This is a genomic window from Micromonospora sp. WMMA1976 (genome assembly GCF_027497335.1).
Classification (GTDB): Bacteria; Actinomycetota; Actinomycetes; order Mycobacteriales; family Micromonosporaceae; genus Micromonospora; species Micromonospora aurantiaca.
Map to the genome: position 1 here is coordinate 859844 of NZ_CP114912.1, position 24676 is coordinate 884519.

A 24676-nucleotide genomic window follows, 5' to 3' on the forward strand; every position below is an offset into this window, starting at 1 on the left:
ACGCCGCCCGGGCGGGTGACGACGACCGCCGCGCCGTTCCGGTTCATCGGTTCCCCGGATCCGGTGGCACGATGGGGGGCATGGCGGCTCCACAGGTTGCGCCGGTCGAGACGCCGGACACCGAAGAGGTGCCGGTCTCCGACCGGCCGTGGGTGACCATCGTCTGGGACGATCCGGTCAACCTGATGACGTACGTGACCTGGGTGTTCCAGAAGCTCTTCGGGTACAGCCGGGAGAAGGCGGAGCGGCTCATGCTGGACGTGCACCACAAGGGCAAGGCCGTGGTCTCCAGCGGCGCGCGGGAGCGGATGGAGCACGACGCGGCGCAGCTGCACGCGTACGGCCTCTGGGCGACGGTGGACAGGTCATGAGCATGTTCCGCCGCCGGGGCGACCACTACGTGGCCACGTTCGCGGTCGACGAGGTCCGGGTCCTGCGCAAGGTCGCAGGCGAGGTGGTCGGCCTGCTGACCGACGGCTTCGACCACGGCGATCCGGTGGTCGGGCGGCTGTTTCCCGACGCCTACCCGGACGACGACGCCGGCACCGCCGAGTTCCGCCGCTACACCGAGGGCGACCTGAAGACCGGCAAGATCGACCAGGCGGGCGCCGTGCTCGCCGCGCTGCCCGACGGAGACGCCGGCGGCGAGGTGCGGCTGGACGCGGAGGCGGCCGAGGCGTGGCTGCGGGCGCTGAACGACGCCCGGCTGGCGATGGGCGTACGCCTGGAGATCAAGGACGGCACCGACCTGGGTGAGGAGCTCGACGACGCGGTCGCCGCGGACCCGGGCTCGTCCCGGGTGTTCCAACTGTCGGTCTACGCCTATCTCGGATATCTCCAGGAATCCCTGCTCAACGCGCTCATCGACTGAGTGGTGACGGTCGCCACCTCGCCGCCCGGCCGGGCCAGGGGCTAGGCTTGGCGGCGTGCTGAGCATCGACCGGTCGATCATCGACGCGATCGTCGCCCACGCGCGTCGGGACCACCCGGACGAGGCGTGCGGCGTGGTCGCCGGCCCCGTCGGCAGCGACACCCCGACCCGGCACATCCCGATGGACAACGCCGCCCGCTCCATGACGTTCTACGAGTTCGACTCGATGGAGCAGTTGCGGGTGTGGCGCGAGATGGACGACCGCGACGAGGAACCGGTCGTCATCTACCACTCGCACACCGCGACGGAGGCCTACCCGTCACGTACGGACGTCTCCTTCGCCGGCGAGCCGGGCGCGCACTACCTGCTCGTCTCGACCCGCGAGCCCGACACCGAGGAGATCCGCTCCTTCCGGATCGTCGACGGCGTGGTCACCGAGGAACCGGTGGAGATCGTGGACGCCGCCGTGGACCCGAACGCCGTCCAGTCCTACATGTTCGGGCAGAGCCCGGCGACGGTCGACTACGAGTGTTCCGGCCGCTGACCTTCAGCGCCGGCACCTTCCTTTTCCCGTCACCTGGCACGATCCCGAACGAGGAGCACGAGACATCATGGCCATCGAGGTTCGTATCCCCACCATCCTGCGCAGCTACACCGGCGGCGCGAAGGTCGTCGAGGGCAGCGGCGACACGCTCGCCGACCTGATCGCCGACCTGGACTCCCGGCACGGCGGCCTGAAGGCCCGCCTGGTCACCGACGCGGGCGCGCTGCACCGGTTCGTCAACGTCTACGTCAACGACGAGGACGTCCGCTTCCTCGGCGCGCTCGACGCCAAGCTCAACGACGGCGACAGCGTGACCATCCTGCCGGCCGTGGCCGGTGGCGCGTTCGGCTTCGCGGCCGCCGCGGCGATCGCCTCGCACGCGGTCTCCACGCGCGCCGCCCGCTGAGGGGGCCCGCGATGGCGCGGTACGAAAGCCTCCTCGACGCCTGCGGCGGCACGCCGCTGGTCGGGTTGCCCCGGCTCTCGCCGACGGTCCCGGCCGGGGCGCCGCCGGTGCGGCTCTGGGCCAAGCTGGAGGACCGGAACCCGACCGGCAGCATCAAGGACCGCGCGGCCCTGTTCATGGTGCGCGCGGCCGAGGAGTCCGGTCGGCTGCGTCCGGGTGACACGATCCTGGAGCCGACGAGCGGCAACACCGGCATCTCGCTGGCGATGGTGGCGAAGCTGCGCGGCTACCGGCTGGTCTGCGTGATGCCGGAGAACGTCTCCACCGAGCGGGTGCAACTGCTCCGCATGTACGGCGCGGAGATCATCTTCTCGCCCGCCGCGGGCGGCTCGAACCAGGCGGTCGCGACCGCGAAGCAGATCTCCGCCGAGCACCCGGACTGGGTGATGCTCTACCAGTACGGCAACGAGGCGAACGCCCGGGCGCACTACGAGACGACCGGGCCGGAGCTGCTCCAGGACCTGCCGGGCATCACCCACTTCGTGGCCGGGCTGGGCACCACCGGCACGCTCATGGGCACCGGGCGCTACCTGCGGGAGAAGGTCGAGGGCATCCAGATCGTGGCGGCCGAGCCGCGCTACGGCGAGCTGGTCTACGGTCTGCGCAACATCGACGAGGGTTACGTGCCCGAGCTGTACGACGCCGGGGTGCTGTCCCGCCGGTTCTCCGTGGGCACCCGGGACGCGGTGCTGCGTACCCGGCAGCTCGTCGAGGTGGAGGGCATCTTCGCCGGGTTCTCCACCGGCGCCATCCTGCACGCCGCGCTCGCGGTGGCGCACGAGGCGGTCCGCGACGGCCGCGGCGCGGACGTGGCGTTCGTGGTCTGCGACGGCGGCTGGAAGTACCTCTCGACCGGCGCGTACGGCGGCACCCTCGCCGACGCGGAGGAGGCCCTGGAGGGTCAGCTCTGGGCCTGACGGACCGATGGCCGGTCCGGCCGGTGGCGTGCCCGCCGGCCGGACCGCCGGTCTCGTCCGGAGCGGACGTGTATGGGTGTCACGTTGATGACAACTTCCGGCAGATGATTCTTGCCCGACCGGGGCGACGCGTAGGCTGCGCAGCGTGGCGAGCGCGTCGGTAGAGATCATCGGCGGCGCCGCCGCCGGCGCATCGACTACTCATGGTGAGATCGAGGCCACCGGATGAGACTGACCGTCCTCGGCTGCGCGGGCAGCTTCCCGGGGCCCGAATCCCCCTGTTCGGCCTATCTCATGGAAGCAGACGGCTTCCGGCTTCTGATCGACTTCGGGGTGGGGTCGCTCTCCACGCTCCAGCGTTACGTCGGGCTGCACGCCCCCGACGCCATCCTCCTCACCCACCTGCACTGCGACCACATGTTCGACGCCGTGTCCTACGTCGTGGTACGCCGGTACGCGCCGGACGGCCCGTACCCGCCCCTGCCGATGTACGCCCCGTCCGGCGCGCCCGACCGGTTGGCCGCCGCGTACGGGCAGGAGGAGGGCTCGGTCGAGGACGTCTACCAGTTCTACGGCCTCCAGCCGGGCACGTTCCCGATCGGCCCGTTCTCCGTCACCGTCGACCGGATGAACCACCCGGTGGAGACGTACGGGGTGCGGCTGGAGCACGGCGGCCGGGTGTTCTGCTACTCCGCCGACACCGCGCCCTGCGAGGCGCTGCTACGCCTGGCCCAGGACGCCGACGTGTTCCTCTGCGAGGCGAGCTACATGGACGGCGTGGAGAACCCGCCGGATCTGCACCTGACCGGCCGGGAGGCCGGTGAGGCGGCCACCAAGGCGGGCGTGGGACGGCTCCTGCTCACCCATCTCGTACCGGCCTGGGGCAGCGAGTCGCAGACCGTGGAGGCGGCGGCCGGGGCGTACGCCGGGCCGCTGGACGTGGTCCGGCCCGGCGCCTGCTACGAGGTCTGAGCCCGGCGGCGGCCCTGTCGTCGGCGGGCACCCGCGGGCGGTGCGATCACCGCACCGCATAGGGTGCAGGCATGGCGCGACCTGACGGGCGGCGGCCCGACCAACTCCGACCGGTGACCCTGACCCGGGGCTGGAGCACCCACCCGGAGGGCTCGGTGCTCGTCGAGTTCGGCGCGACCCGGGTCCTCTGCACGGCGAGCGTCACCGAGGGCGTGCCCCGCTGGCGCAAGGGCTCCGGGCTGGGCTGGGTGACCGCCGAGTACGCGATGCTGCCCCGCGCCACGAACACCCGTTCGGACCGGGAGAGCGTCCGCGGCAAGGTCGGCGGGCGCACGCACGAGATCTCCCGGCTGATCGGCCGCAGCCTGCGCGCCTGCGTCGACCTGAAGGCGCTCGGCGAGAACTCGATCGTGCTGGACTGCGACGTGCTCCAGGCCGACGGCGGCACCCGTACCGCCGCGATCACCGGCGCGTACGTCGCGCTTCACGACGCGGTCACCTGGCTGGCCGAGCGCAAGGCGCTGGCCGGCAAGGTGGAGAAGGTGATGCACCGCTCGGTGGCCGCGGTGAGCGTCGGGGTGATCGGCGGCGAGGCGATGCTCGACCTCTGCTACGCCGAGGACGTCACCGCCGAGGTCGACATGAACGTGGTCTGCACCGGCACCGGCGACTTCGTCGAGGTGCAGGGCACCGGTGAGGCGGGCGTCTTCGCCCGCGACCAGCTCGACGCGCTGCTCGACCTGGGCGTGGCGGGTTGTCTGGAACTGGCCGACGCGCAGCGGAAGGCGCTCTCGTCATGAACAAGGTCCTGCTCGCCACGCGGAACCGGAAGAAGCTCGTCGAGCTCCAGCGGATCCTGGACGGCGCGCTCGGCGCGCACCGGATCGCCCTGCTCGGGCTCGACGACGTCGAGGAGTACCCGGAGCTGCCGGAGACCGGCCTCACGTTCGGCGAGAACGCGCTGATCAAGGCGCGGGAGGGCTGCCGGCGTACCGGCCTGCCGACCATCGCTGATGACTCCGGGCTGGCGGTGGACGCGCTCAACGGCATGCCGGGTGTGTTCAGCGCCCGCTGGTCCGGCCGGCACGGCGACGACCACGCCAACCTCCAGCTCGTGCTGGACCAGGTCGCCGACGTGCCGGACGAGCACCGGGGCGCCGCATTCGTCTGCACCGTCGCGCTGGTGCTGCCCGGCGGCAAGGAGCACCTGGTCGACGGCCGCCAGTCCGGCCGGCTGCTGCGCGCGCCGCGCGGCGACGGCGGCTTCGGCTACGACCCGATCTTCCTGGGCGACGGGCAGGAGCGCACCAACGCGGAGCTGACGCCCGAGGAGAAGGACGCGGTCAGCCACCGCGGCAAGGCGCTGCGGGAACTGGCCAAGCTGGTCGCGAAGGTGCTCCCGCCCGCCGCCTGAGATCAGCCGAGCGGGCCGATCTCCCGCTCGATCGCCGCGCGCAACTCCGGGCCGCGTACCACGTCCCGCGCGGCCTCCATCAGCGGCGCGAGGAACACGTCCGGTCCCGGCTCGCCGATGGTGCCGCCGAGCGCGTCGAGCGCCGCCCGCCCGGCCGGTGACGGGGTCAGCGGCGCGCGGAGCTGGAGCCCGCGTACGGCCGCCAGCAGCTCCACCGCGAGCAGGCTGGTCAGGTTGTCCAGCACCGTGCGCAGCTTCTTGGTGGCCGCCCAGCCCATCGAGACGTGGTCCTCCTGCATGCCGCTGGTCGGCAGCGAGTCGATCGAGGCGGGCGCGGCGAGCCGGCGGTTCTCCGCCACGATCCCGGCTGCGGTGTACTGGGCGATCATGAGCCCGGAGTTCACCCCGGCGTCGGGGGACAGGAACGCGGGCAGCTCCCGGGAACGGGTGACGTCCAGCAGGCGGTCCACCCGCCGCTCGGCGATCGCGCCCACCTCGGCGGCGGCGATGGCCAGGTAGTCGGCGGCGAAGCCGAGCGGCGCGCCGTGGAAGTTGCCTGTCGACTCGACCCGCCCGTCCGGCAGCACCACCGGGTTGTCCACCACCGACAGCAGTTCCCGTCCCGCGACCACCTCGACGAAGTCGAGCGTGTCCCGGGCCGCGCCGGCGACCTGCGGGGCGCAGCGCATCGAGTACGCGTCCTGCACCGCGTGCGCCAGGTCGTCGCGGTGCGAGTCCATCACCGCCGAGCCCTGCAACAGCCGGTGGATGTTCGCCGCCGAGGCGGCCTGCCCGGGGTGCGGGCGGATCGCGTGCAGCTCGGGCAGGAACGGCCGCTCCGAGCCGAGCATCGCCTCGATGGCGAGCGCCGCCGTCACGTCCGCCATGGCGAACAGGTGCCGCGCGTCGGAGACGGCGAGCAGCAGCATGCCGAGCATGCCGTCGGTGCCGTTGATGAGCGCCAGCCCTTCCTTGGCCGCGAGCGACACCGGCTTGAGCCCGACCCGGCGCAGCGCGTCGGCGGCCGGGATGCGGTCACCGGCCGGGCCGAGCACCCAGCCCTCGCCGAGCAGCACCAGCGCGCAGTGCGCCAGCGGCGCCAGGTCGCCTGATGCGCCGAGCGAGCCGTGCTCCGGCACCCACGGGGTGACCTCGTGGTTGAGCAGGTCCACGAGCGCCTCGGCGACCAGCGGGCGGACACCGGAACGGCCGAGCGCCAGCGAGCGGACCCGCAGCAGCATCATGGCGCGTACCACCTCGCGCGGCATCGGCGCGCCCACCCCGGCGGCGTGCGAGCGGATCAGCGCGTGCTGAAGCTCGGCCCGCCGCTCCGGGGCGACGAACGTGTTGGCGAGGGCGCCGAAGCCGGTGGAGACGCCGTACACCGGCCGGCCGGCCGCCTCGATCCGGTCCACGATGGACCGCGAGGTCGCCATCGCCTCGGTGGCGGCCGGGTCGAGCACGACCTTTGCGGTGCCGCGGGCCACCGCGAGCACGTCGGCGGGGGTGACCCCGGTGGACAGGATGGTCACGGTGGTCATCGCGGCACTCCGTTGTGCAGAACCTGGCGGATCAGTGGCACCCCCGGCCGGTAGGCCAGGTGCAGGTGGGACGGGGCGTCGAGGACGATCAGGTCGGCCCGCGCCCCGGGGGTCAGCCGCCCCACGTCGGTGCGGCGCAGCGCCGCCGCCCCGCCGGCGGTCGCGGCCCACACCGCCTCCGCCGGGGTCATCCGCATCTCGCGTACGGCGAGCGCGACGCAGAACGGCATCGACGACGTGTACGACGAGCCGGGGTTGCAGTCGGTGGCGAGCGCGACAGTCACGCCCGCGTCGAGCAGCCGCCGGGCGTCCGGATAGGGCGACCGGGTGGAGAACTCGGCGCCCGGCAGCAGCGTGGCGACCGTCGCCGAGCCGGCCAGCGCGTCGATGTCGGCGTCGGTCAGGTGGGTGCAGTGGTCGACGCTGGCCGCGCCCATCTCCACGCCGAGCCGTACGCCCGGCCCGGGGCCGAGCTGGTTCGCGTGCAGCCGGACGCCCAGACCGGCGGCCTGCCCGCAGGCGAGGATCGCCCGCGCGTGGTCGGCGTCGAACGCGCCCCGCTCGCAGAACACGTCGATCCAGCGGGCGTACGGCGCGGCGGCGGCGAGCATCGGCCCGCAGACCAGGCCCACGTAGTCGTCCGGCCGGTCGGCGTACTCGGCGGGGACGACGTGCGCGCCGAGGAACGTGGTGTCGCCTGTGAACTCGGCGGCGATCCGCAGCGAGCGGGCCTCGTCGGCGACGTTCAGGCCGTACCCGCTCTTGATCTCGACGGTGGTGGTGCCCTGCCGCAGCATCTCGGCGCGCAGCCGGCCCACAGTGGCGCGCAGGTCGTCGTCGGAGGCCGCGCGGGTGGCGCCCACAGTGGTCCTGATGCCGCCGCCGGTGTAGGGCTCGCCGGCCATCCGGGCGGCGAACTCGGCGGCCCGGTCCCCGGCGAAGACCAGGTGGGCGTGACTGTCCACGAAGCCGGGCAGCACCGCCGCGCCACCGGCGTCGATCCGCCGGTCGGCGGCGGGCGCGTGCCGGGCCGGACCGGTCCAGGCCACCTCGCCGTCCTCGATCAACAGTGCGGCGTCGCGCCGGATGCCCAGCGGGTCGCCGTCGCGGCCGTCGTTCGTGACCAGCTCGCCGATGTGGTCCACGAGCAGGCTGCCGCGCATCACGAGTCGTCCTTCGCGGTCACCGCCGCGATCGCGTCCCGCAGCTCGGTGGGCACGTCCACGGTGAGGTGCCGGCCGCCGTCCACCACGGGGCGGCCGTCGACCACGACGCTCGTCACGTCGGCGGCGGTGGCGGCGAAGAACGCGCCGACCGGCGGCACCCCGGCGGTGCGGGCGCTGTCCAGCCGTACCGTGACCAGGTCCGCCCGCTGCCCGACGGCGAGCCGGCCGGCGTCGCCCCAGCCCAGCGCGGCGTGCCCGCCCACGGTGGCGGCGGTGACCAGCTCGGCCGGCGTGAAGTGCCCCCGCCGCCGGGTACGCAGCCGCTCGTCCATCTCCAGCGCGCGGGCCTCCTCGAACAGGTCCACCACGGCGTGGCTGTCGCTGCCCAGGCTCAGCGGGCTGCCCGCGTCGGCCATCCGGCGTACCGGGCCGACCCCGTCGGCCAGGTCGCGTTCGGTGGTGGGGCAGACGCAGACCCGGGTACGGCTGTCGCCGAGCAGCGCCACGTCGGCGGCGGTCGGGTGGGTGGCGTGCACGGCTGTGGTGTGCGGGCCGAGGACGCCGTGGTCGGCCAGCAGCCGCGTCGGGGTGCAGCCGTGCACCGCGCGGCAGGCGTCGTTCTCGGCCGGCTGCTCGGACAGGTGCACGTGCAGCGGCAGCCCGTTGCGGTCGGCCCAGCCGGCCACCGTGGCGAGCTGATCGGCCGGGACCGCGCGCACCGAGTGGATGGCCGCGCCGAGCCGGACGTGGTCGTCGGCCGGGCGGAACGCGTCCACCCTCGCCGCCCAGCGCAGCGCGTCACCGTCGCCGAACCGGCGTTGCGGCCCGGCCAGCGGCGCGCCGTCCACGCCCCCGGCCAGGTACGCGGTGTCCAGCAGCGTGAGCCGGATCCCGGCGTGCGCGGCGGCCTCCACGAGCGCGGCGGACATGGCGTTCGGGTCGTCGTACGGGGTGCCGCCGGGACCGTGGTGCAGGTAGTGGAACTCGCCCACGCAGGTGATTCCGGACAGCGCCATCTCGGCGTACACGGCGCGGGCCAGCGCCAGGTAGGTGTCCGGGTCGAGCCGGATCGCGACGGCGTACATCAGGCTGCGCCAGGACCAGAAGTCGCCGCGCCCGTCGTGGGTGCGCCCGCGCAGCGCCCGGTGGAACGCGTGCGAGTGCGCGTTCGCCAGGCCGGGCACCGTCAGGCCGGGCAGCCGGACCGCGTCGGCGAGCACCTCCACCCCGGCGGTCGGCGGACCGTCCACGGTCAGCGGGGTGACAGCGGTGAGCCGCCCGTCGGTCGCCTCGATCAGCACGTCCCGGGTGGGCTCGGCGCGGTCGGGCAGCCAGGCGTACTCGGCCAGCCAGCGGGTCAGCGGCATGCCAGCTCCTCCAGCACCCGGGCCAGGGCGGCCACCCCGGCGGCGCAGTCGGCGTCGGTGGCCGCCTCGGCGGGGGAGTGCGACACCCCGGTCGGGTTGCGCACGAACAGCATCGCGGTGGGCAGGTGCGCCGCCAGCACGCCCGCGTCGTGCCCGGCGCCGGTGGGCAGCACCGGCGCGCCGAGCAGCGCGGCCAGCCGGTCGGCCAGCCCCCTGTCGAACGCGACGAGCGGGGTCGCCGACTCCTGCGTGCAGGTCAGCGTGGTGCCGTCGCGGCCGGCCCGGTCGGCGGCCTTGGTGCGTACCGCCTCGACCAGACCGTACAGCGTCTCCGCCTCGGCCGCCCGCGCGTCGAGCCAGCCGGTGACCCGGGACGGGATCGCGTTCGTGGCGTTCGGCTCGACCGACACCCGGCCCACTGTGGCATGCGCGTCGCGCAGCCGGGCCTCCTTGTTCGCCGCGAGCACGGTGAACGCGTAGGTGAGCATCGGGTCGCGGCGGTCGGCCATCCGGGTCGTACCCGCGTGGTTGCCCTCGCCGGTGAAGTCGAACCTCCACCGGCCGTGCGGCCAGATCGCGGACGCCACCGCGACCGGCGCGTCCAGGTCGACCAGCGCGCGGCCCTGCTCGACGTGCAGCTCCACGAAGGCCGCGAAGCGGCCGAGCAGCGCCGGGTCGGCGCCCGCCGGCCGCTCGCCCAGCGCCTGCGCGAAGGTCGTCCCGGCCTGGTCGCGCAGCCCGGCCGCGCGGTCGACGTCGATCTCGCCGGTGAGCAGGCGCGATCCCAGGCAGGGTACGCCGAACCGCGCGCCCTCCTCCTCCACGAACGCGGCCACCACCACCGGCCGGTCCGGGGTGACGCCCGCGGCCCGCAGCTCGTCCACGGCGAGGAACGCGCTCACGATGCCGAGCGGCCCGTCGTACGCGCCGCCGTGCGGCACCGAGTCGAAGTGGCTGCCGGTGAGCACCGCGTCCCCGGCCACCGGGTCGCCCCACCAGGCGAACAGGTTGCCGTTGCCGTCCTGCGACACCGGCATGCCCCGCCGGTCGGCCTGCTCCCGGAACCAGGCGCGCAGCCGCAGCTCCGGCTCGGTCAGCGCGTACCGCAGGTAGCCGCCGCTGCCGGCGTCCCGCCCGATCGTCGCGATCTCGTCCCACAGCTGGCGGAACCGGGCCGCCAGGTCGGTCACAGGTCTCCCTCGGTCATGGGGACGCGCACGCCGGTGCGCTCGGCGACCTCGCGCGCGTCGTCGTAGCCGGCGTCGACGTGCCGGATGACGCCCATCGCCGGGTCGTTTGTGAGCACCCGCTCGATCTTCTGCCCGGCCAGCGCGGTGCCGTCGGCCACGCAGACCTGGCCGGCGTGGATGGACCGGCCGATGCCGACGCCGCCGCCGTGGTGGATGGACACCCAGGACGCACCGCTCGCGGTGTTGACGAGCGCGTTCAGCAGCGGCCAGTCGGCGATCGCGTCGGAGCCGTCGGCCATCGCCTCGGTCTCCCGGTAGGGGCTGGCGACGCTGCCGCAGTCCAGGTGGTCCCGGCCGATCACCACCGGGGCGCTCAGCTCGCCGGAGGCGACCATCTCGTTGAACCGCACCCCGGCCCGGTCGCGCTCGCCGTAGCCGAGCCAGCAGATCCGCGCCGGCAGGCCCTGGAACGCGACCCGCTCGCCGGCCATCCGGATCCACCGGGCGAGGGACTCGTTCTCCGGGAACAGGTCGAGGATGGCCCGGTCGGTGGCGGCGATGTCCTTCGGGTCGCCGGAGAGCGCGGCCCAGCGGAACGGACCCCTGCCCTCGCAGAACAGCGGCCTGATGTACGCGGGCACGAACCCGGGGAAGTCGAACGCCCGCTCGTATCCGCCGAGCTTGGCCTCGCCCCGGATCGAGTTGCCGTAGTCGAAGACCTCGGCGCCCACGTCCAGGAAGCCGACCATCGCCTCCACGTGCTTCGCCATCGACGCCCGGGCCCGGTCGGTGAACTCGGCCGGCTTGGCCGCCGCGTAGTCCCGCGCGTCGCCGAGGTCCACGCCTTCCGGCACGTACGACAGCGGGTCGTGCGCGCTCGTCTGGTCGGTCACGATGTCGATCGCTACCCCGCGCGCCAGCAGCTCGGGGAAGACGGTGGCGGCGTTGCCGACCACGCCGACGCTCAGGGCCCGCCGGTCCCGCTTCGCGGCGAGCGCCCGCTCGACCGCGTCGTCGAGCGAGTCGGCGATCTCGTCGAGGTAGCGGTCGTGCGCCCGCCGCTCCAGCCGGGTCCGGTCCACGTCCACGATCAGGCAGACGCCGCCGTTCATGGTGACCGCCAGCGGCTGCGCACCGCCCATGCCGCCGCAGCCGGCGGTGAGCGTCAGCGTGCCGGCGAGCGTGCCGCCGAAGCGCTTGGCGGCGACAGCGGCGAACGTCTCGTACGTGCCCTGGAGGATGCCCTGGGTGCCGATGTAGATCCAGGAACCGGCGGTCATCTGCCCGTACATGGTCAGGCCCAGCGACTCCAGGCGGCGGAACTCCGGCCAGGTGGCCCAGTCGCCGACCAGGTTGGAGTTGGCCAGCAGTACGCGCGGCGCCCACTCGTGGGTGCGCATCACCCCGACCGGGCGGCCCGACTGCACGAGCATCGTCTCGTCGTCGCGCAGCTCGGTCAGCGTGCGCACGAGCGCGTGGTACGACGGCCAGTCCCGGGCCGCCTTGCCGGTGCCGCCGTAGACCACCAGGTCCTCGGGGCGCTCGGCGACCTCCGGGTCGAGATTGTTCATCAGCATCCGCAGGGCGGCCTCCTGTGGCCACCCCTTCGCGGTGCGTGCGGTGCCGCGGGCGGCGCGGACGGGCTGGTGCATCTCGTACTCCTCTCAGCCGAGGAACAACTGGCGGCGGGCGGCGGACGACTCGAACGCCTCGAGCCGGTTCTGGGTCTCGGCCGGCGCGGCGTCGCAGATTGCCTGGAGCACCACCATGGCCAGCGTCATCGGGGCGGTGTGCAGGTCGAAGACCAGGTCGGCGCCGACGGCGGCGGGCAGGACCACCTCGGCGTGCTCGGTGGCCGGGCTCACCGGTGAGTCGGTGATCGCCACGACGGTCAGCCCGGCGTCCCGGGCCTCGCGCAGCGCGTCCAGGGTCTCCCGGGGGTAGCGGGGCAGCACGAACGCGAGCATCGCCGTCGCGCCGGCCGCGACCGCCTGGTCCAGCCGGTCGACGAGCATGCTGCCGCCGTCGTCGAGCACCCGCACGTCCGGGTGCACCTTGGCGGCGAAGTACGCGAAGTACGCGGCGAGCGGCGCGGCGGCGCGCAGCCCGAGCACGGGCAGCGGACGGCTGGCCGCGAGCAGCTTCCCCACCTCGGCGACCCGCTCGGCGTCGGCGAGCTGCGCGGCGAGCCGGTCGAGATTGTCCCGCTCGGCGTGCACCGCCCGTTGCAGGGCGTTGCCGGCGGCCGGTTCGGCCGACCCGGTGACAGTCAGTTCCCGCAGGCGGCGGCGCAGCGCGGGGTAGCCGTCGTGCCCGAGCGCCATGGCGAACCGGGTCACCGACGGCTGGCTGACACCCGCCAGCTCGGCCACCTCGGCGGCGGACAGGTACGCCGCCGCGCCCGCGTGCCGCACCAGACAGTGGGCGATGCGGCGCTGGGTCGGGGTGAGCCGTACGCCGTGGAAGAGGTCGAGCAGGCGGTCGGGGGCGGCCGCACTGCCTTCATTCACGCCGCGACTCTATGCATGAAAACTTTCAGAGCGCAAGAGTGGCCCGACCGCAGGGAGATCCGGTGAGCGTGCTCTCTGTACTATCCGCACGGCGGGTGAGCAGAGGAGTGGGGCATGCAGCCGGAAGGTCCGTACAGGTTCACCGAGGTGCTGGGCGAGTGCCAGGTCGGCAGGGCCTGGGCCGCGCTCGACGGGCAGGACCGCGCGCTCACCGTGGCGGTCCTGGACGGCGCCGCCGCCGGTGACCAGCGCTGGCGTGAGGCGTTCACGAACGCGGCGAACGTGCTGGCCCAGACGCCCGGCGGCCACCGGTACGTGAACTCCGACTTCGCCGCCGGTCAGCCCTGGGTGGCGTATCCGTCCGACGAGGACGGCGCTGCCGAGCGGCTGTTCCGCAGCCTGGGCATGGACTACCAGCGCACCGCCACCGGCGAGATGCTCCCGCCGCCCCCGCCGGTGTCCGCGCCACCGCAGCAGGTCTCGTCGCCGCCGCAGCTGCCGTGGAGTCCGCAGCCGTGGGCGATGACGCCGCAGCAGCCGGTCTCCGGCGCGCCCGTCTCGTCCGGCGCGCCCGTGTCACCCGGTGTGCCGGTGTCGCCGGGCATGCCGGTGCCGGCGATCCCGGCCCAGGCCACCGCCCCGGATCCGCTCGTGCCGACCGGCGGTCCCCGGATCGCACCGGTCGCCCGCCCGCCGAAGAGCCGTACCGGACTGTGGATCGGGGGTCTGGTCATGGCGGCCGTGCTGGCCGGCGGCGCCGGTCTGCTGGCCGGGCGGTCGCTCGCCGACGGCGGCGAACCGTCCACTCCGACTGCCAGCGCATCCCCGGCGCTCTACGAGGCCACCCAGCAGTCGCTGAACAAGGCGAAGTTCGACGCCACGCTCATGCCGATCGCCGAGCCGTGGCTCGACGGCGTGGGCGGCTGCGCGATCAACACCGAGAAGAGCGGCCCCGGGCTCGCCGACGGCGAGAAGCAGCACGTCTTCTGCCGCTACCTGGGCGTGTCGCTGCACTTCGCCGAGTACGAGTCGGCCGAGAAGAAGGAGGCGGCGCGCGCCTTCCGCCAGCAGATGGGCATCATCGGCCGGGCGCTCGCGCCGGGCATGCGGGAGGCCGGTCCGGCCACCGGCGGCGTCAGCGGGGCGCAGGGCAGCTACGTCGAGTACGCCGGCAACGGCCAGGACGGCCGCCCGGTCTGCGGCATCTGGTGGGGCCGCGACGACAACACCAGCGCCATCTACATGGAGACGCCGTGCGGTGCCGGGCTGGGCGGCAACTGGGACGCGCTGCGCGACCTCTGGCAGCGGCACAGTTAACGGACAGCCGCGCCGTTCGGCGGCGGCACCAGGCAGACGTCGCTGCCCTTGGTGACGCCCGCGGCCAGGTCGAAGCGGACCACGCGTGCCCCGCCGAACTGCCGCTCGGTCACCGCCACGCCGCTGCCGCCGAGCCGGACGATGACGTCCCGGTTGGCCCCGTCGGCCCAGTCGGTGGCCTGGAACAGCCAGACCCGGGCCCGTCCGGGCAACAGCGTGGACACGGTGCGCCCGGGGCAGCCGCCGGGGCCGGCCGCTACCACGTAGGCGTCCGCCGCCGGGCCGTACCAGGCCTGCGCGTTCCACGACACGGTGGTGGCCAGCACCAGGTCACCCGGGCGGCGTTTGTCGTCCAGGTAGCCCAGCGCGCCCCGGTAGTCGACAGCGTTGGCGCCGCCGCCCTGGGCGAAGGCCCGCGCCGGATGGACAGTCGCCACCACGGCGGTCGCCAGTTGCGGAACGGCGAGCGCGAGCACCAGCACCACGCCGACCACCCACCGGATCCGGGCGGGCAGGCCGGCCCGCATCGGCGGCGGCGCGACGGCGAGCGCGGCGAGCAGCAGGCAGGCGGGCACCGCGTAGAGCGCCAGCCGGCCGTTGAACGGGTAGACCGACACGGCCGCGCCGGCCAGCCCGGCCGCCAGCGGCGTGAGCAGCACCAGCACCGCCACCGTGGACAGCCGGCGCAGCCCGGCGGCCGTGCCCAGCACCAGCAGCGGTACGACGACCCACGCCGACCAGGCCACGAACGGCACCGTGGCGAGACTCCGGTACGTGGCCGCGAGCCATTCCACGGTGGCGGCCAGGTCGGTGAGCGGGTGCGCCGGGTAGATCGACTTCGCCCGCCAGTACGCGGCGAGTTGCGGATCGGCGAGCCCCGGCGCCAGGAACAGCACGTACACCACGAGTGCGACCACGCCCCAGGCCGGCGCCGGGGCGAGGAACCGGCCGACCTCCCGCCACCTGCTCGCCCACTGCCGATCGGTGCGGGACAGCGCGTACCCGCCGAGCAGCACGCCGAGCGCGGCGGTGACCGGAATGGACAACGTGCTGACGAACGCCGTGACCGTCGCCGCCGACCAGAACACCGCCGACCCGGCCCAGGTGACGCCGTTCCGGACGAGCAGCAGCGCCAGCCCGACCACGAGCGTGACGCCGAACGCCTCGGCGCTGTACTGCTTGAGCTCGTTGGAGTAGCCGATCAGGAACGGCGCGACGGCGACCAGCAGCAGCGCCGCCAGCGCGGCGAGCGGCGGCAGGAGCCGCCGGCCGAGCCAGGCCACGAGCGGCAGCAGCGCCAGCCCGAACAGCAGTGGCACCAGCCGCAGCGCCCGCTCACCGTCGCCGAACTGCTCGTACGCGAACCGTTCCAGCCACAGCCAGCCGGGCGGCGCGGACTGGCTGAACGCCAGCGGCCGCAACAGGTCCAGGTAGCCGCGTTCCCGGATGTTGTGCGCCACGTACAGCTCGTCGCTCCAGAAGCTGCGCGCGTACGCCCACTGCCGGATCCGCAGCACGGCGCCCAGCGCGACCAGCAGGCCCGCGACGGACCAGTACGGGGAGCGGCTCAGCCGGTCCCACGCGACGGCGGCGTACGCCACCGGCGTGCCCGGCCGCGACGGCGCCGGTGTCGCGGGCGCCATCGAGGGGGAGAAGGCCGGGCGTGTCACGGACACGGCGAGACGGTATCAAAACGTCATTCACGTCAGCGGCCCCGCGACCGGCTCCGATCACTCCCCGACGCGGTCCGGCGCGGACGACGGGTCCGGAGTGGACGTCACGTTCCGAGTGGATGCGACCGACGGTACCGGCGTGCCGACCAGCCCGGCGGCCCGGCGGTGCCGGCGTGTGGGGCGCGGCAGGCCGACCAGGAACTCCGGGTACAGCCCGAAGAACGTCCGGGCGCTGCGCAGCTCCAGCGTGTGCGCGTGGGACCAGCGCACCGAGTTCGTCGCGCGGGCCCAGTGGTGGGTCCACCGCACGTCACCCAGCACCGCCACCGGCATCCCGTGCCGCCAGGCGCGCAGCCCCAGCTCGTGGTCCTCGTAGTAGAGGAAGAACCGCTCGTTCCACCCGCCCAGCTCGGTGACGTCGGCGGTCCGGCCGGCCACCGCCGCGCCCATCACCCAGGCCACGTGGCGCGTCTCGCCGGGCGCGGCCACCAGCCGGTACGAGGCGTGCAGCCGGGACAGCGGCCACACCTTCCGGTTGCCGAGCTTCGCCGTCGCGTACGGGAAACCACGCCCGTTGGCCTGCGGTGTGCCGTCGGTGCCCAGCAGTTGCGGCGCGACCAGCCCGCCGTGCGTGTCCAGGTGCCGGGCCAGCGCGTCCAGTCCGTCCGGGCGTACCTCCAGGTCGGGGTTGGCGAACAGCACGTACCGGCCGGTCGCCTGGCGCAGCGCGACGTTGTTGGCCCGGGAGAAGCCGACGTTCTCCGGCAGCCGGATCACCCGCGCGCCCAGCTCCTCGGCGACCGCCGCGGAGTCGTCGGTCGAGGCGTTGTCGACCACCAGCCACTCGTACGGCTTCGGCCCGCGCCAGCAGCGGCGCAGCGTGTCCGCCGAGTGGTAGGTGACTGTCACCACGGTCCACGGCTGTGCCGTCATCACGCCCTCCGAGCGGTCAGGTAGCCGAGCAGCGATGCGAACCCGAAGCGCCGCCCGGTCCAGCGGCGGCGAGCCGCCGGCCCCTCGGCCAGCCCGCGTCCGACGCCGCGCAGGAACGGGCGCAGCAGGCCCTGCCGGACCCGCCGGGCGGCCAGCGCGAGGTGCGCGAGCGCCAGCACCGGCACCGCCACGAGCAGCAGCGGCCAGGTGAACGTGCGGGACGCGACCAGCAGCCGGTTGCGGGCCAGCAGAAACGCCCGGAATCCCTGCAACCGGTCGTCGCCGTCCACGCTGTGCCCACCGGCGTGCGGCAGCACCACGTCCAGCGCGCGCGTGCGCAGGCCGGAGGCGTAGAGCCGGAACGCCAGGTCGGCGTCCTCGCCCCAGGCGAACAGGTGCTCGTCGAAGCCGCCGAACCGCCGGTACAGCGCGGCCGGGAAGACCGCCGCGCCGCCGGACGGGCCGAGCGGGGCACGGCCGGCGGTGGACCGCCTGTCGATGAACAGCGACACCGGGTTCAGGTCGATGCCCACGTACTCGCCGCCGTGCATGGCGAGGCCGACAGCGAGCGGGGCGGCCGGGTCGGCGGCGACGGCGGCGCAGATCCGGGCCAGTGCGTCGTCCGGCAGCCACACGTCCGGGTTCAGCAGCAGCAGGTGGCTCGTGGTGACCGTCGCCGCGGCCCGGTTGCAGCCGGCCGCGAAACCCGGGTTGGTGGAGTCGGGCAGGTACGCGTACCGGTCGGCGGCCAGGTTCCCGGCGATCACCTCGGCGCACCCGTCGGCGGGCCAGTTGTCCGCGAAGACGAATCGGACCGGCAGGTCACCGGCGCTGCGGATCCAGGTCGGCAACGTCTCGGCGAGCATGCCGGCGGACCGGTAGAGGACGGTGACCACGGTGAGCCCGTCGAACGTCATGCCGTGCTCCTGCCCAGCCGGTGCAGCACCCAGAGGCCGGGCACGAGGCTCAGCCAGGTCGGATAGATCAGCGGATACAGCTCGTAGACGCCGAACAGCGCGAAGTAGACGACGAACGCCCGCGCCAGCTGTCCGGCCGGCGCGCGGGAGAACTCGAACCACCGCTCGGTAGCGCCCACCGCCAGCCCCAGCGCGGCCAGGAAGAACACCGCGCCCAGCGGGCCGTAGTCGAGCAGTGGGATGGCCACGAACGTCGCGGTGTTCATCAGGTACGGCTGGCTGAGCTGGGACGTCAGCCCGTACAGGTCCGCCTTGCCGACGATCGGCTCGACCCGGGAGCCGAGGAACGTCAGCGAGTACGTGCCGTACCGGGGTTCCAGGTGCTCCCGCTGCGACCACACCCGCCCGAACGTCTCGGTGGACGAACTCAGCGACAGGTCCAGCGACCCGGCGCTGCTGGTGAGCGCGTTGCTGCCGTAGCGGGCCCGGAACTCGGTCTCGAACGCGCCGGTGCCGGCCATGGTGCGCTGCCCGCCGAGGAACACCGCCGCGCCGAGCGCCAGCGCGCCGATCAGCAGCACCACAGGTGTCCGCGCGGCCAGGAACGACGCGGCCCGCCCCCGGGTACGCCGGACCGACAGCGCCGCGATCAGCGCGGGCGCGATACCCACCAGAACCGAGTTCTTGCTCGCGCCGAGCGCCGCGCCGACGGTGAAGACAGCGGTGAGCGCGTAGTAGACGGGCAGCGCCCGGCCGCGCGCGGACAACGCGCGCAGCAGCGAGACGGCCATGCCGAGCGTCCACGCCTCGGACAGCAGCCCGATGACCAGGTTGGACTGCTCGCGCAGCACCTGCCGGGCGGCGTCCGGGTTGTCGGCGAGCAGCGGCGGCACCGTTCCCCGGAACCGGATCGCCGCAGTCACCACAGCGATGCCGAGCAGCACGAACAGGTACGTCAGCAGGCGCCGCTCGGACGGCCAGGACAGCGCCGGACGGGACCGGTCGCCGTCCTCGTCCCGCCTGTCGATCAGCCGCCGGCCGGCCGCCCAGGCCAGCAGGAAGACGGTCACGTACCCGGCGAGCACCGGCAGCACGCCGCGACCGGCCCAGGAGTCGTACGGGCCGGGCAGCACCCGCACGGCGAGCAGCGCGGCGGTCCAGACGGCGGCGCAGGCGGCGAGCGCCCACATCCGCTGGCGCGCGGCGAACAGCGTGCCCACCGCCAGCGCGAGCGCGACGGCGATCCCGGTGTCGAGTATGGCCAGCAGCAGGGCCGCGCCCAGCGCGAACGGGATCCCGACCGACCAGAGGCGTCGCTCAGCGGCTGTCACGGGCGACCGTCCGGTACAGGTCGTGCCAGCTGTCCAGGCATCCGTCGAACGAGTGCCGGGCCGCGTACTGCCGGGCCAGCTCGCGCCGCCGCTCGTCCCACGCGGCCGGGTCGGTGGCCGTCCGCACGGCGGCGGCGAGCGCCTGCGGCGTCAGGTCCGCCCGGTACGCGAGCACGCCGTCACCGGCGGCCGTCACCTCGGTCAGGCCGCCCGCGCCCGAGTGCACCACCGGCACACCCAGCGACATCGCCTCCAGCGCGCTGCGCCCGAACGCCTCCACCCGGGACGGCACCAGCAGGCAGTGCAGTCGTTGCAGGAACGGCGCGGCGTCGACCCGGCCGACCAGGTGCAGGTTCGGCCGCTCCCCGACGGCGACGGTGCCCGCGCCGGCGACCAGGAACTCCACGTCCGGCAGCGCGGCGGCGACGTCCCCGAGCAGGTCGGCGCCCTTCTCCCGTTCCAGCCGGCCGAGGAAGCCGACCCGGACCGGGCCGTCGGGTGCGGGGCCGCCGGTGTCACCGACCTGCGGCCAGATGGCGGGCAGCGGGTTCGGGATCACCCGCACGTCACGGATCCGCCCGCGTACCCGCAGCTCGTGGGCCTCGAAGCCGGAAACCGCGACCGTCGCGTGCGGCCGCAGCCGCCGGAACATCAGGTCGGTGCTGATGTTGGCCTGCACGGCGGCCTTGGCGCGCATCGTCTCCGCCGCGTCGCGGTACTGCCAGAGGCTGTTGTGCAGCGTCACCACGAGCGGCGTGCGGCGGCCCCGCACGCCCAGGCCGGCGCGGGCGTGCATCGCGGCGGAGAGCAGGTGTGCGCTCACCACGTCCGGCCGCAGCTCCTCGACCAGCGCGCGGATGCCGCGCGCGTACCCCAGGTCCACCCGCTTGGCCGCGCCGAGCGGACGCCACGGCACGCCCGCGTCCCGCAACGCCGCCGCGACCTCGTCGTCTGGGGTGGCGGCGAGCACGTCGACGCCGCGGGCCGCGAGCGCCGGAAGCATCTCGATCAGGAAGCGCTCGGCGCCGCCGAGCTGCCGCCGCCCCGACCCGCCGGTGGTGCAGACGAACAGCACCCTCATCGGACGCCCATGCCTTCCAGGGCGCCGCGGGCGATCGCCCGCCGCGCCGCCCCGCCGCCCACCGCCGCCCGGGCCAGCACCCCCAGCGTGTACGCGGAGCAGGCCACTGTGCCCCGCCATCCGGCCAGCTCACGGCTGGCCCGGATGAACTCGCGGGTCTGCCGGCGGGAGATCTCCTCCGCCGCCCACCGGCGCTTCGCGCTCGCGTCGTCCTCGTGCGTGACCACGGCGTCCGGCAGGTACGCCAGGCGCAGCCCGAGCCGCCGCACCGCCCAGCACAGCCGCAGATCCTCGGAGTAGAAGAACGACGACTCGTCCACCCCGCCGATCCGGTCCAGCGTCTCCCGCCGGATCGCCACGAACGGCCCGGAGAGCCAGTCGCCACGCTCCGGCGGCGCCACGATCCGCAGCCTCGGGAACACCAGGCTGAGCCCGGTGGCGTGCGCGACGCCGGTGCCCACTGTGAGGAACCGGCCGGCCGCGGTCTGGTCATGGCCGGTCGCGTCCAGCACCTTCGGGAACGCCGCGCCCACAGCCGGGTCGTCCAGTTCGGCCGCCAGCCGCTCGATCGCACCCGGACGCACCAGGATGTCGTTGTTGGACAGCACCACCCGGGAGCGGGTGCTGTGCCGGACACCGAGGTTCATGCCCTTGGCGTAGCCGAGGTTCGTCTCCGAACGCACGTACCGGGCGCCGGTCTCGGCACACATCGCCCGCAGCCTGTCGCTGATCTCGGCGGCGCTGCCGTTGTCCACCACGACGGCTTCCACACCCTCGGGCAGCGAGCGGACGCAGCCGTCGGTGCGCTCGAAGTCTTCCCAGGTCAACACGACGATTGAGACGTCCACCGCTAGGCCATCCGATTGACGAGGAGGTGCGTGGACCGCTGGAGTCGCTGCCGGGTGCGCAACGCGTAGACGCCGTAGGCGACAGACGACGCGACCGCGGCGCCGAGCGCGCCGGCCCACGGGATGAGCAGAACGTACAGCACCACCGACACCGACATGGTGACCAGGGCCACGGCGGTGGTGGCCCGCTCGCCCGCGCGCTTGAGCAGCGCCGCGCTCCACGTCTTGCCGGCCGACAACGCCAGCGTGCCGGGCAGCAGGAGCAGTCCGAAGATCCAGGCGTCGTGGTAGTCGGGCGCCAGCACGCCGAGCACCGCCAGACCGATCACGGCGAGCGCGGCGATCGGCAGCGCCGACCTGACCACGTCGCGGCCGTGGTCGCCGATCGCGTCCGGGTCGCGTTCGGCCAGGATCCGCTGCGCCCGTACCACCGCGCCGGACTGCGCGAACTCCAGCGCGGCGACCGCCAGCGCGAACACGCCGAGCGCGCCCGCGCCGGCGAACCGGGCCACCAGGACCTGGCTCAGCCGGTACGTCAGCATCTGCGCGCACACCCCGACGTGCAGCCGGCCCACCGCGAGCAGGTCGGCGCGGTACTCCGTACGCCCGGCCGTCGCCGCCGGCACCGGACCGAACCGCCGCGCCCAGCCCAGCACCGCCACGCCGAGCACCGTCGCGGTGGCGACCTGCACGCCCAGCCAGAGGACGCTCCACAGGCCACCGTCGAGCCGGTGCCCCAGCCACAGCAGCCCGTACCCGGCCACCAGCACCGCACCGCCGAGCGCCCGCATGGTGTAGACGAACCAGAACCGCTTCAGGCGCAGGCCGAGCGAGGCAGCAGTGTTGAACACGGTGAGCGCGCAACCCGCCCCGATGCCGACCGGGTGGCTGCCCAGCCCGGCCAGCGTGGTCAGCAGCGCCGCGGCCAGCGCGGTGAGGCCGAGTGACACGGTCAGGATGCCGGCGATCCACAGGCGACCGCGCGACATGATCCAGCCGGCCGGGCGGGACAGCAGGAACGTGTCGACGGACAGGCCGCCGAGTGCCGCGCCCACTGTGGCGCTGACCATGTTCGCCGCGAGTTCGCCGCGTTCCGCCGCCGGCAGCGTCACCGACACCAGCGCGGCGAGGCCGGTCAGGCCCAGGGCGACCAGATAGAGACGCTCGGGGGAGACGATCCGCCGGAGTCGGCCTAACACCCGGCGCCCAGGCGCCGGCGCCGGCCACGAGCCGGCCACGCGGAATCCACTCGATCTTCCCCCGAGATGCGCGGATGTGTGCGGGCCTGTTCTACCCGACATGAGCGCCGCCGCGCAATGGACCCGGCGGGCGGGTACGCCCAGGGCTCCACCCCGCCGGTAGGGTGACGCGTCGTGGACCTCGCCCACTTCCGCGACACGATCGGCAGGCGGTGGCCGATCGTGCTGGCGCTGACGCTGCTGTGCGGCGCGTGCACCGGGGTCCTCGCCGAACGCCGGCCGCCGGTCTACCGGGCCGAGACCCAGATGCTCGTCACGTTCGCCGCCGAGAAGTCGGCCGAGCCCCAGCCCCGCCCGCCTGCGGACGAGGCGGGCCGGCTGATGCAGCGGCGGGTGAAGACGTACGCCACCATGATGAACACGCCCCGGCTGACCCGCCCGGTGATCGACTCGCTCGGACTGCCGTACACCACCGACGACCTGGCCGGCCGCGTCGTCGCATCGTCCACTGTCAACTCGCTGGCGATCGACGTGGCGGTCACCGACCGCTCCGCCGGCACGGCCGCGGCGATCGCCGCCGCGCTCGCCGCCGAACTGCAACGGATCGCCGAACGTGACCTGCCGCCCGCCGGACTCGGGCTCAAGGCCCACGTCGCGGTGGTCCGGGCCGCCGCGCCGCCACCGCGTCCCGAGCCGGTGCGGTGGCAGTGGTACGCCCTCGGCGGCGCGCTCGGCGGCCTGGCCGTCGGGGTCGGCATCGCGCTGGTGCTCGGCTACCGCCGGGCCGGCACTCCGGTGAGCGCGGACGTGCGGGCGCTCTGGGCGACGGTGGCGCGCCGCCGTCCGGCCGACGCCGTCGCGGAGCCGGCGGGTGTGCCGGGTCAGAGCGACGGCCGGATGTCCAACGCTTCGGTGAAGGAGCGGCAGGCGTCGTAGCCGGGCAACAGGCCCGCCGCCCGCGCCTCGGCCAGGCGCGGTGCCGACGCGTCCCGCTCGGACAGCAGCGGCGTCGCCGCCGGCCAGTCGATCCCGAGGTCCGGATCGAGCGGGTGCACCGTGTGCTCGGCCGCCGGGTTGTACGTGGCGGAGCAGAGGTAGCTGAGCGTCGCGTCGTCGGTGAGCGCGCAGAACCCGTGCCCCAGCCCCTCGGCCAGGTAGACGGCCCGCCGGTCGGTGTCGTCGAGGCGTACCGCCTCCCACCGGCCGTACGTCGGCGAGCCGACCCGCACGTCCACCACCACGTCCAGCACCGCCCCGCGTACGCAGGTGACGTACTTGGCCTGCCCGGGCGGTACGTCGGCGAAGTGGATGCCGCGCACCACGTCCCGCGCCGACACGGACAGGTTGCCCTGCGCCAGCCGCAGCGGATGCCCGACCGCCTCGGCGAGCCGATCGAAGCGGTACCACTCCAGGAACTGGCCGCGCGGGTCGCCGTGCAGGCGCGGGGTCACCTCCCAGGCGCCCTCGATGCCCAGCGGACGGATCTTCACGATGCGCCCCCCGTCCCGGACCGGTCGGCGAGCAGGCCCAGCAGGTACTCGCCGTAGCCGCTGCGGGTCAGCGGATGGGCCAGCATCCGCAGCCGCTCGTCGTCGATCAGCCCGGACCGCCAGACGACCTCCTCGACGCAGCCGATCTTCATGCCCTGGCGTTCCTCGATCACCCGGACGAACTCGGCGGCCTGCATCATCGACGCGAACGTGCCGGTGTCCAGCCACGCCGTGCCCCGGTCGAGCACTGTCACCGTCAGCTCGCCCCACGCCCGGTACGTCTCGTTGATCGCGGTGATCTCCAGCTCGCCCCGGGGGCTCGGGGTCAGCTTGCGGGCGATGTCGACCACCCGGTTGTCGTAGAAGTAGAGGCCCGGCACCGCGTACCGGGACCGGGGGCGGGCCGGCTTCTCCTCGATCGACAGCACCCGGCCGGCGTCGTCGAACTCGACCACGCCGTAGTCCTGCGGATTCGCCACCGGATACGCGAAGACCCGCCCGCCGGCCGGTTCGCCGTGCTGCGCGAGCTGCCGGCCGAGCCCGACGCCGTGGAAGATGTTGTCGCCGAGGATCAGCGCCACCGACTCCTCGCCGACGAAGTCGGCGCCGAGCAGGAACGCCTGCGCGATGCCCTCCGGGCGGGGCTGCTCGGTGTACGTCAGGCGCAGCCCCCACTGGCTGCCGTCGCCGAGCAGCCGTTCGAACTGGGCGCGGTCCTCCGGTGTGGTCACCACCAGGATCTCCCGCACCCCGGCCATCACCAGAGTGGAGAGCGGGTAGTAGACCATCGGCTTGTCGAACACCGGCATCAGTTGCTTCGAGACGGCCCGGGTGATCGGCCAGAGCCGGGATCCGGTGCCACCGGCGAGAAGGATTCCGCGCACCCGCGGAGACTACCCGCGACGCCGCCGCCCCCGTGGCCCGTCGAC

At 74.1% G+C, this 24676-nt stretch carries 25 protein-coding genes; 10 read left to right on the forward strand and 15 right to left on the reverse strand.

The features are described from left to right. The first annotated feature begins 80 nt into the window (after positions 1 to 80). The 8 genes from clpS to rdgB all read left to right on the forward strand — a co-directional run bounded on the left by clpS (position 81) and on the right by rdgB (position 5184). Positions 81 to 371, forward strand: a complete 291-nt coding sequence (gene clpS / locus O7546_RS04175; RefSeq protein ID WP_018786685.1) for an ATP-dependent Clp protease adapter ClpS — start codon at positions 81 to 83, stop codon at positions 369 to 371. Beyond that, positions 368 to 871 carry a DUF2017 domain-containing protein gene (locus tag O7546_RS04180; protein WP_194799543.1) on the forward strand — a complete coding sequence of 168 codons (504 nt, stop codon included), beginning with the start codon at positions 368 to 370 and terminating at the stop codon, positions 869 to 871. The genes clpS and O7546_RS04180 overlap by 4 nt, the downstream gene beginning before the upstream one ends. 55 nt (positions 872 to 926) lie before the next feature. Further along, positions 927 to 1415 (forward strand): M67 family metallopeptidase, encoded by a 489-nt coding sequence (locus O7546_RS04185; RefSeq protein WP_128138201.1) that lies wholly within the window; start codon positions 927 to 929, stop codon positions 1413 to 1415. Positions 1416 to 1482: 67 nt separating this feature from the next. Further along, the gene (locus tag O7546_RS04190; RefSeq protein ID WP_047892373.1) at positions 1483 to 1821 is read left to right on the forward strand and encodes a MoaD family protein; all 339 of its coding nucleotides are present in this window, start codon (positions 1483 to 1485) and stop codon (positions 1819 to 1821) included. Between the two features lie 11 nt (positions 1822 to 1832). After that, the gene (locus O7546_RS04195; protein WP_194799544.1) at positions 1833 to 2798 is read left to right on the forward strand and encodes a cysteine synthase; all 966 of its coding nucleotides are present in this window, start codon (positions 1833 to 1835) and stop codon (positions 2796 to 2798) included. 225 nt (positions 2799 to 3023) lie between these two features. Further along, positions 3024 to 3770 carry an MBL fold metallo-hydrolase gene (locus tag O7546_RS04200; RefSeq protein ID WP_187691215.1) on the forward strand — a complete coding sequence of 249 codons (747 nt, stop codon included), beginning with the start codon at positions 3024 to 3026 and terminating at the stop codon, positions 3768 to 3770. Between the two features lie 71 nt (positions 3771 to 3841). Next, complete coding sequence (gene rph / locus O7546_RS04205; protein ID WP_194799545.1) at positions 3842 to 4570, forward strand: ribonuclease PH; 729 nt, start codon at positions 3842 to 3844, stop codon at positions 4568 to 4570. Then, the gene (rdgB, locus tag O7546_RS04210) at positions 4567 to 5184 is read left to right on the forward strand and encodes an RdgB/HAM1 family non-canonical purine NTP pyrophosphatase (RefSeq protein ID WP_120571409.1); all 618 of its coding nucleotides are present in this window, start codon (positions 4567 to 4569) and stop codon (positions 5182 to 5184) included. The genes rph and rdgB overlap by 4 nt, the downstream gene beginning before the upstream one ends. A gap of 2 nt (positions 5185 to 5186) precedes the next feature. Here the strand turns inward: rdgB and hutH are convergent, their stop codons facing one another. From hutH to O7546_RS04240, 6 genes are read right to left on the reverse strand one after another with little or no spacing between them, the layout of a single operon-like run. Further along, positions 5187 to 6725, reverse strand: a complete 1539-nt coding sequence (gene hutH / locus O7546_RS04215) for a histidine ammonia-lyase (RefSeq protein WP_194799546.1) — start codon at positions 6723 to 6725, stop codon at positions 5187 to 5189. Beyond that, positions 6722 to 7888, reverse strand: coding sequence for an imidazolonepropionase (gene hutI, locus O7546_RS04220; RefSeq protein WP_269696226.1), 1167 nt, complete (start codon positions 7886 to 7888; stop codon positions 6722 to 6724). Before hutI ends, hutH begins: the two co-directional genes overlap by 4 nt. Beyond that, positions 7888 to 9252, reverse strand: a complete 1365-nt coding sequence (locus O7546_RS04225) for a formimidoylglutamate deiminase (RefSeq protein ID WP_281601138.1) — start codon at positions 9250 to 9252, stop codon at positions 7888 to 7890. The genes hutI and O7546_RS04225 overlap by 1 nt, the downstream gene beginning before the upstream one ends. Continuing rightward, the gene (locus tag O7546_RS04230) at positions 9249 to 10448 is read right to left on the reverse strand and encodes an allantoate amidohydrolase (protein ID WP_281600499.1); all 1200 of its coding nucleotides are present in this window, start codon (positions 10446 to 10448) and stop codon (positions 9249 to 9251) included. The genes O7546_RS04225 and O7546_RS04230 overlap by 4 nt, the downstream gene beginning before the upstream one ends. Then, entirely contained in the window at positions 10445 to 12100 is a 1656-nt protein-coding gene (gene hutU / locus O7546_RS04235; protein ID WP_281600500.1) for a urocanate hydratase, read from the reverse strand. The genes O7546_RS04230 and hutU overlap by 4 nt, the downstream gene beginning before the upstream one ends. 12 nt (positions 12101 to 12112) lie before the next feature. Then, the gene (locus tag O7546_RS04240) at positions 12113 to 12958 is read right to left on the reverse strand and encodes a MurR/RpiR family transcriptional regulator (RefSeq protein ID WP_194799549.1); all 846 of its coding nucleotides are present in this window, start codon (positions 12956 to 12958) and stop codon (positions 12113 to 12115) included. 114 nt (positions 12959 to 13072) lie between these two features. On the opposite strand from O7546_RS04240, the gene O7546_RS04245 reads away from it, so the two are divergent. Further along, entirely contained in the window at positions 13073 to 14275 is a 1203-nt protein-coding gene (locus tag O7546_RS04245) for a hypothetical protein (RefSeq protein ID WP_194799550.1), read from the forward strand. Here the strand turns inward: O7546_RS04245 and O7546_RS04250 are convergent. From O7546_RS04250 to O7546_RS04280, 7 genes are read right to left on the reverse strand one after another with little or no spacing between them, the layout of a single operon-like run. Further along, positions 14272 to 15951, reverse strand: coding sequence for a glycosyltransferase family 39 protein (locus O7546_RS04250; RefSeq protein ID WP_269696228.1), 1680 nt, complete (start codon positions 15949 to 15951; stop codon positions 14272 to 14274). The genes O7546_RS04245 and O7546_RS04250 overlap by 4 nt on opposite strands. Before the next feature lie 54 nt (positions 15952 to 16005). Next, positions 16006 to 16881 carry a glycosyltransferase family 2 protein gene (locus O7546_RS04255; protein WP_281600501.1) on the reverse strand — a complete coding sequence of 292 codons (876 nt, stop codon included), beginning with the start codon at positions 16879 to 16881 and terminating at the stop codon, positions 16006 to 16008. Further along, positions 16881 to 17798, reverse strand: coding sequence for a glycosyltransferase family 2 protein (locus O7546_RS04260; protein ID WP_281600502.1), 918 nt, complete (start codon positions 17796 to 17798; stop codon positions 16881 to 16883). The genes O7546_RS04255 and O7546_RS04260 overlap by 1 nt, the downstream gene beginning before the upstream one ends. Further along, the gene (locus tag O7546_RS04265; protein WP_269696231.1) at positions 17795 to 19129 is read right to left on the reverse strand and encodes a hypothetical protein; all 1335 of its coding nucleotides are present in this window, start codon (positions 19127 to 19129) and stop codon (positions 17795 to 17797) included. The genes O7546_RS04260 and O7546_RS04265 overlap by 4 nt, the downstream gene beginning before the upstream one ends. Further along, the gene (locus tag O7546_RS04270; RefSeq protein ID WP_194799554.1) at positions 19116 to 20210 is read right to left on the reverse strand and encodes a glycosyltransferase family 4 protein; all 1095 of its coding nucleotides are present in this window, start codon (positions 20208 to 20210) and stop codon (positions 19116 to 19118) included. Before O7546_RS04270 ends, O7546_RS04265 begins: the two co-directional genes overlap by 14 nt. Further along, positions 20207 to 21040, reverse strand: a complete 834-nt coding sequence (locus tag O7546_RS04275; protein WP_281601139.1) for a glycosyltransferase family 2 protein — start codon at positions 21038 to 21040, stop codon at positions 20207 to 20209. The genes O7546_RS04270 and O7546_RS04275 overlap by 4 nt, the downstream gene beginning before the upstream one ends. Positions 21041 to 21060: 20 nt before the next feature. Next, positions 21061 to 22257: a hypothetical protein gene (locus O7546_RS04280; protein ID WP_281600503.1), complete on the reverse strand. Its 1197-nt coding sequence runs from the start codon at positions 22255 to 22257 to the stop codon at positions 21061 to 21063. A gap of 174 nt (positions 22258 to 22431) precedes the next feature. On the opposite strand from O7546_RS04280, the gene O7546_RS04285 reads away from it, so the two are divergent. Further along, complete coding sequence (locus tag O7546_RS04285) at positions 22432 to 23193, forward strand: lipopolysaccharide biosynthesis protein (protein ID WP_194799557.1); 762 nt, start codon at positions 22432 to 22434, stop codon at positions 23191 to 23193. Here O7546_RS04285 and rfbC read toward each other — a convergent pair. Both rfbC and rfbA read right to left on the reverse strand, forming a co-directional pair. Next, positions 23139 to 23747 (reverse strand): dTDP-4-dehydrorhamnose 3,5-epimerase, encoded by a 609-nt coding sequence (gene rfbC, locus O7546_RS04290; RefSeq protein ID WP_194799558.1) that lies wholly within the window; start codon positions 23745 to 23747, stop codon positions 23139 to 23141. The genes O7546_RS04285 and rfbC overlap by 55 nt on opposite strands. Then, a complete protein-coding gene (gene rfbA, locus O7546_RS04295) occupies positions 23744 to 24631 on the reverse strand; it encodes a glucose-1-phosphate thymidylyltransferase RfbA (protein ID WP_194799559.1) in 888 nt (295 codons plus the stop codon). Before rfbA ends, rfbC begins: the two co-directional genes overlap by 4 nt. Positions 24632 to 24676: the final 45 nt, after the last annotated feature.